This window comes from Amycolatopsis echigonensis, from assembly GCF_014174495.1.
GTDB classification, from domain to species: domain Bacteria; phylum Actinomycetota; class Actinomycetes; order Mycobacteriales; family Pseudonocardiaceae; genus Amycolatopsis; species Amycolatopsis echigonensis.
Window position 1 is genome coordinate 210,627 of record NZ_JACJHR010000004.1, and the last position, 6,209, is coordinate 216,835.

General features: G+C 64.1%; 5 protein-coding genes. 3 read left to right on the plus strand and 2 right to left on the minus strand.

Annotated elements, in window-relative coordinates; translation table 11 throughout:
• Positions 1 to 187 precede the first annotated feature (187 nt).
• Both H5411_RS04965 and H5411_RS04970 read left to right on the plus strand, forming a co-directional pair.
• On the plus strand, positions 188 to 1,228 hold the full coding sequence (locus H5411_RS04965; RefSeq protein ID WP_183123031.1) for a helix-turn-helix domain-containing protein: 1,041 nt from the start codon (positions 188 to 190) through the stop codon (positions 1,226 to 1,228).
• Between the two features lie 31 nt (positions 1,229 to 1,259).
• Entirely contained in the window at positions 1,260 to 1,916 is a 657-nt protein-coding gene (locus H5411_RS04970) for a YdcF family protein (RefSeq protein ID WP_312877633.1), read from the plus strand.
• A gap of 39 nt (positions 1,917 to 1,955) precedes the next feature.
• Here the strand turns inward: H5411_RS04970 and H5411_RS04975 are convergent, their stop codons facing one another.
• Together H5411_RS04975 and H5411_RS04980 are read right to left on the minus strand one after the other, a co-directional pair.
• Positions 1,956 to 3,302, minus strand: coding sequence for an FAD-binding protein (locus H5411_RS04975; RefSeq protein WP_183123033.1), 1,347 nt, complete (start codon positions 3,300 to 3,302; stop codon positions 1,956 to 1,958).
• A complete protein-coding gene (locus tag H5411_RS04980) occupies positions 3,303 to 5,513 on the minus strand; it encodes an ATP-binding protein (RefSeq protein ID WP_183123034.1) in 2,211 nt (736 codons plus the stop codon). It lies immediately after the preceding gene.
• Positions 5,514 to 5,841: 328 nt separating this feature from the next.
• On the opposite strand from H5411_RS04980, the gene H5411_RS04985 reads away from it, so the two are divergent.
• Complete coding sequence (locus H5411_RS04985) at positions 5,842 to 6,168, plus strand: DUF6355 family natural product biosynthesis protein (RefSeq protein WP_183123041.1); 327 nt, start codon at positions 5,842 to 5,844, stop codon at positions 6,166 to 6,168.
• Positions 6,169 to 6,209: the final 41 nt, after the last annotated feature.

Genomic DNA, 6,209 nt, shown 5'->3' on the forward strand with positions numbered 1-6,209 from the left:
CCTTCGACCGGATCCTCGGGGGCGGCCGCGCGGAACCTCCGGGTTGCCTGGCGCAACTGTCGTTCTTTCGGCCGGAACGGACCAGGGCGGTAACGGGGCGGGCGGGACGTTTTAGGGACGGTGAGCTGTGTTGCGGCCTCCGCGAGCAGCACTGAACTGGGGTAACTTGTTAGCAAGGGGGTAGATCATGAACACTCCGCGGATAAATCTGAAGCGTGCGCGCAAGGCCGCAGGCTATACCCAAGAGACATTCGCTTACGCACTCGAAGTCGACCCGCGCACGGTTAAACGCTGGGAGAACGGCGTTTGGGCACCGAGTCCAGCCCGTCGCAGCGAAATCGCACGACTGCTGGGCATAAGCTTGAGCGAACTCGAAATGCTGCTTGCCGATGCGGAGCCGGTCGGGTCTGAGAACGAGCAACGTCCCTATGTGTCCACTGTGGATTGCGAATCCTGGTCGGATGATCTGGATCGTGCGATAGTCCACTTCGGACGGCAAGACTTTCCGGGTGCGACCATGTTGGTCGATCGCTGGCTGCGGCGGTTTTTGCCGGACAGCAACGATACGTGCGGCATGTCGCTCTATGCCCGGAGCCTGCGGCTGCAGGGAGACTTGCGCCAGGACCAGGGATTGCTCCGCGGGCCACTGTCGGCCAGACAGAGCTACTCGCTCGCACGCGAGATCTTCACTGAACTCGGCATGCACAGACGTGTCGCGCAGATCGACCTCCAGCTGGCTGTGAACGAAGAGATGACAGGCGCGCACCGCCGAGCGGCCGAGAAATACTTCGACCTTGCCGATGACGTACGGTTGTCTGGACGCGACCGTGCAAGGTCACGGCTCTGGGTCGGCACCGCGCTGAGCAAAGCGGACGATCCGGAACAGGCCATCCAATTCATCGAACCAGCGATCATCGAGTTTGACCGGCTGGAAGAACCCCTCGACTGGTCGACTGCCCACCAGAAGCTCGCGCTCGCACACCGAAGCGCTGGCGATCTCCAGCGGGCGACAGCGGCGATCAGCGTGGCATTGGACGCGCACGGTTCCGGTACGCCGATGCAGCAGGTCCGTTTGGACACCGCTTACAGTCACATCCTGCTGTCTGATCCGCGGACCGAGACGGCTGGGCACCGCCGGCTTGAGGACGCTGCGGACGTCGCGCGGCAGTACGGCATGATGCACCAGTTGCAGAGCATCCGAAGTCTTCGCCTCGCTCAGGAGGGCTAGGCGTGACCGAGAGGGGTTGACGGAGCACGTGGTGCGCGAGCTGACGGCGCAGGACTGGGCAGATGCCGAAGTCGTCTGGGACTATCACCAGCTCCACCACGAGCTCGTTCCATGTTCGGCCGCGCTGGTTCTCGGTGGGAACGACCTCGGCGTCGCATCGTTCGCTGCCGAGCTGTACCACCGGAGCGTGTTCCCGGTGATGGTCATCAGCGGTGGGAAAGCTCCGGGGACTGAGAAGCTCTTCCCGCGAGGCGAAGCCGAGCACTTTCGCGAGGTCGTGCTCGCATGCGGCGTTCCGGACGAGGCGATTCTGCTCGAACCGAACGCCCGGAACACCGGTGAGAACTTCACTCTGTCGCGCGAGGTCTTCGCCGCGGCAGGGATCCAACCGACTTCGCTGCTGCTGATCGCGATGCCGTACATGGAGCGTCGCGCCTACGCGACCTGCCGACGGCAGTGGCCAGAGGTCGCCCCTCGATGCGCATCTGCGCCCGTCACCCTGCGCGAGTACGTCGAGACGATCGGACCCGCGGCTGAGGTCGTCGACATGATGATCGGCGACATGGAACGAGTCATGCGTTACCCCGACCTGGGCTTCGCGATCGCTCAGGACGTGCCGAAACCTGCTCTCAAAGCCTATACACGGCTCGTCGAGCGAGGTTTCACTAGCCGGATGCTGAAAGCCTGATATCCGCGGAACCAAGCTTTGGCCCGGAAACTTCCTCCGCTAAGGAGTCAGTTTGAGGCGGCGGTTGAGCACTTCACTCGGGTCATAACGGGCCTCGGCTTCAGCGAAGGATTGGTGCGCTTGGCCGAGATGGTTTCGCCAGTCGTCCTCCGTGAACGGGATTGCGCCTACTGGGTAACTCGTGCCGCCGAGGCCGACTGCGCTATCGAACCAGCGGCGGTTGCTTCGCACCATCTGCTCGGCGATCGATTCGGATGATGCGAAGCGGAGCGCTGCGACGAGGAAGATCGTCGGTGCGTCCGGTACGCGGAAAAGCGGCGTGGTGAGCACGTCGGTGGAAACAGGGTAGGTCAGGATCAGCCCGGAAGCGCCGAGGTCGGAGTGGCTGAGGCCGTGCATGATCTGGTCAACGAAAGTGTCGGTGGTGCGGTCGGGCAGGAACAGGTTGGGCCAGGGGTGGGGTGCGCGCCATTCGCCGGTGGTTTCGAGGTAGGTGACGGTTTCGTCGAGCCGGGTAGCGAACTCCCAATAGCTGAGGTCCTCGATCTTGTCCCGGGCCGGGTCGTAGCCGATGTCGTCGACCAAGGTGGCGTCGTCGGGTTCTGCGGGCGGCGTGTAGAAGGCGGAGACATCGAGCATGTGGACCCAGCCCGCGTCGCTGGGAAGGATCTGTCCTTGGAGGAAGTCGAACCGGCGCTCGCGGAGGAGTTTCCGCTGCTGGCTGCGTAGTTCGGCCGCAGTCGGGTAGTAGACCTTGATCCGCCGCACCCGTTCCGGTGCGGCGATGAGAGGAATGGTGGCACGTACGATCACGCCGCAGCGACCGAACCCGGCGAGTACTGCGTTGAAGAGGTCAGGTGATTCGGTAGGGGAGCAGGTTCGGAATTCTCCGTCGCCGGTGACGACGTCGAGGGACAGCACGTTGTCGGTTTGAACTCCGTAGCGGTGAGTCGTCCCGCCGATTCCGCCGACGGACAATGTTCCGCCGACGGAGGTGCCGAGATAGTCGGTGAGGACTCGCGGAGTCAGTCCGTGCTGGAGAGTGGCAGCCAGGAGCGCGGCCCAGGTCGTACCGGCGTCAACGACTACACGGTCGCTGCTGATGTCGTGCACCGTATTGAGGTCGCTCAGGTCGAGCACGATGCCGGAGACTGCCTGCGCTTGACCCATGCTGCTGTGGCCTTGCCCCCGTGGCGTTACCGAAAGGCCGTGCTCTGCGGCGAATCTGAGGACGGACCTGACGTCTCGTGGCGAGTGCGCTCGGGCGACGGCCAGCGGAGTGCGCGAGATGATGCCGCCGAAGTCGGCTGCTGCGTAGGCGATTTCTTGGGAGTCAGTGGACAGCGTGCCCTCAAGCCGTAGTCCCGAGAAGGATTGTTTGGGCATTCATTGCCTCCCGGCGTCGAGGTCGTCAAGCCGAGCGCGGACCTCGGCTTCAGCCGGTTCTCCGCGTTGGCTCAGGATCATTGCTGCTTGTTGCAGGTAGTCACGTGCAGTGTCGTGGTCGCCGGCGACGGTCAGCACCTCGTTCAGGAGCAGGAGGGTGTCTGCCTCTCCCTTGCTGTCCCGGGCAGCTCGCTGGCTCGCAAGCGCCTCCTCCAAGTAGCGCACCGCGGCCTCGAGCTTTCCTCCTGCGAAGTTCGCTTTGCCTATCTGGTGAAGTGCGAGTCCTTCGCCGTACTGGTCTCCGACAGTGCGGCACAGCGACAACGCGCGGAACGCGTATTGAACCGCGTCCTCGTGGCGTCCTTCTTGTCCGCACACTTCGGCGAGGTGCATGAGAGTGACGGACTCACCGTGCCGGTCATCGTGCGCCTGCTGAATCGCGAGTCCTAGTTCGAACGACTCTCGGGCCTCGGTGTGGCGCCCAGCTCCCGCGTAGGCGAGTCCGACACCGACGTGACACCAAGCAGTCCCGTTGGGGTCGTGATGGCCCTCGAGCGTCTCCAGAGCTCGCAGAAAGAAATCGAGGCCCTCGTCGTACATGCCCAAGCCAAGGCGGACCAAGCCGAGCCCGGTGAGCATTTCCGCTTGGGCGCTGGGGTCGAGCGCCTTGTGCGAGCCTTCGAGTCCGAGTTGGTAGATGCGATCCCAGACCGTCCAGGGCTTGCGCAGGTGCAGAAACGGAAACAGTACTTGTGAGATTTGCCAGCCGATTTCCGGATGTTCGCCACGCATGGCCGATGCGATGACGGAGGGGAAGTTCTGCAGCTCCGCTTCGCACCACCTGAACGCGGCAGCATAGTCAAGCTCCCCGGCGGCGACACCGGGCTCGCGATAAGGCGCAAGGGCATGTGCTGCAGAGCGGCACATGTGCAGATACCACGTAAGTTCGCGAAGGTGGGCGGCATCTCGTTCGGCCGGAGTCTCTTCGTCGAGCGCACGCTCGGTTGCGTAAACCCGGAGGAGATCATGGAGCCGGAAGCGGCCTCGGTCGATCTCGGCGACGAGATGCCCGCCGGCGAGGAGGCGGAGGAGTTCGCCCGCGCGTTCGACCGGGAGACCTGCGAGTGCGGCGACGGCCTCGACGCTGATGTTCTTGCCGGGATGCAGGCCGATCAGCCGGAACACGCGCGCGGTATCGGCGGCGAGAGCTCGGTACGACCACGAGATCACCGTCCGTACGTTCGTGTCGTCGTCCTCGACCGTCAGCGCACCGAGTCGAGTGCGCTCTTCGGCCAGGTCCTGGGCGAGATCGGACAGCCGGAGTGGATGCGCCGCGATGCGTTCCGCGGCGACTGCCACGGCCAGGGGCAGGTGCCCGCACCGGTCGAGCACGTCGCGCGCGGCCTCGGGTTCCTGGTCGACCCGCATGCCGACTACGTCCCGCAGGAGCCGAAACGAATCGTCCGGGGCAAAGGGGTCGACGCGGAGCTGCGTCGCTCCCGGTCGTACGGAAAGCCCGGTGAGGACGCGCCGCGTGGTCACCAGCACCATGCTTGTCGCGTCGCCAGGCAGGAGCGCCCGGATCTGTTCTGAGGACACCGCATTGTCGAGGACGATCAGCAAACGACGTCCGTGGGTCATCGTCCGGAACAGTGCTGCCCGCTCTTCGGCAGTTGCGGGTACGTCCGAAGGCGAGAGACCTAACGAAATGAGGAATTCTTCCAGGGTTTCGGCTGGTTCGACCGGATGGCCGTGCCGCGAGTATGCGCGGAGATCAGCGAAAAGCTGGCCATCCTCGAAATGGGCGGCGTTGCGATGCGCCCAATGCAGGGCGAGCGTCGTTTTTCCTATGCCGGGAGGCCCGTGAAGGACCGCGACCGAGAGCTGGTCTTGCTGCCGCGAGAGGGAGTCCATCGCCGCCAGATGCTCGATCCGGCCGATAAAACGACCCGCGGCGGCTGGCAGTTGAGCCGGACGCGTCTGCGGCTTCTGGGCTGTCGATCGTTGTTTCGGGATGAGAGCTTTGAGTTCGCCGTCGGCACCGAGTGCAGCGTCGCACGCTTCGGCAAGCTCGAAACTTGCTGCTTTCGTGCCGTGCTCGACATTGTTGAGATGGCTGCGGCTGTAATGGACGCGCTGCGCCAGGGCCGCGAGCGAAAGTCCTTGAGAGGTGCGCAACTCGTGAAGCTTCTTCGCGAATTCGGCTCGCATTTGATCGGGCTGCTTCGAGTGCGTCTTCTGTATTCCCATCATGAGAAGACGGAAACCCCCTAGTCATACCCGTTGCCGCATTCGATCCTTGACGGAGTGAAGGCGAGCATCCCCCTCGCACGACCCCTCGTCTGTTGAGGGTAGCGCGAAGGGGCGCGGCTCACATGCGGCTTCCGGTGTCCGCCCTAAAGGAGCTGGTTTCAGTGGCTATCCGTAGTCGAACTGATCCCGGCGGCCATTTGGCTTACGCGGGGAAGTGCCGGCAGGCGGCCTGGCGATCACTGGGCGTGATCGTCTGAGGAAATTTCATTTTAGTTGGGGAGGAACTATGTCCATTTCCGGAACGATCAGGCGTGCCGTGGTGATGGGGATGACGGTGCTCGTGGTGGGTGCGGGCGTGGCGGCTGAGGCGTCGGCCGATCCGGTGGGTGCTCACATGCCGTGCGGCTACATCGACCCCGGCATGTACCGGCACTGCGACGGCGGCTCTGGTTCGACCGTGATGCTCGACGTGCAGGACATCTTCCGGAATCTCTTCCACTACTGCGTCGGACCGGGCATCACGAACGTGCAGCCGGTGATCCACTGGCGAGTGATCGACGCCTGGTGGAACGGCGGCGTCGGCTGCCAACCCGGCTACTACGGCCCGGCCTGACCTTGCCCGCCGCGGTGTGGCGGGCCGAACCGGCGCTGCCC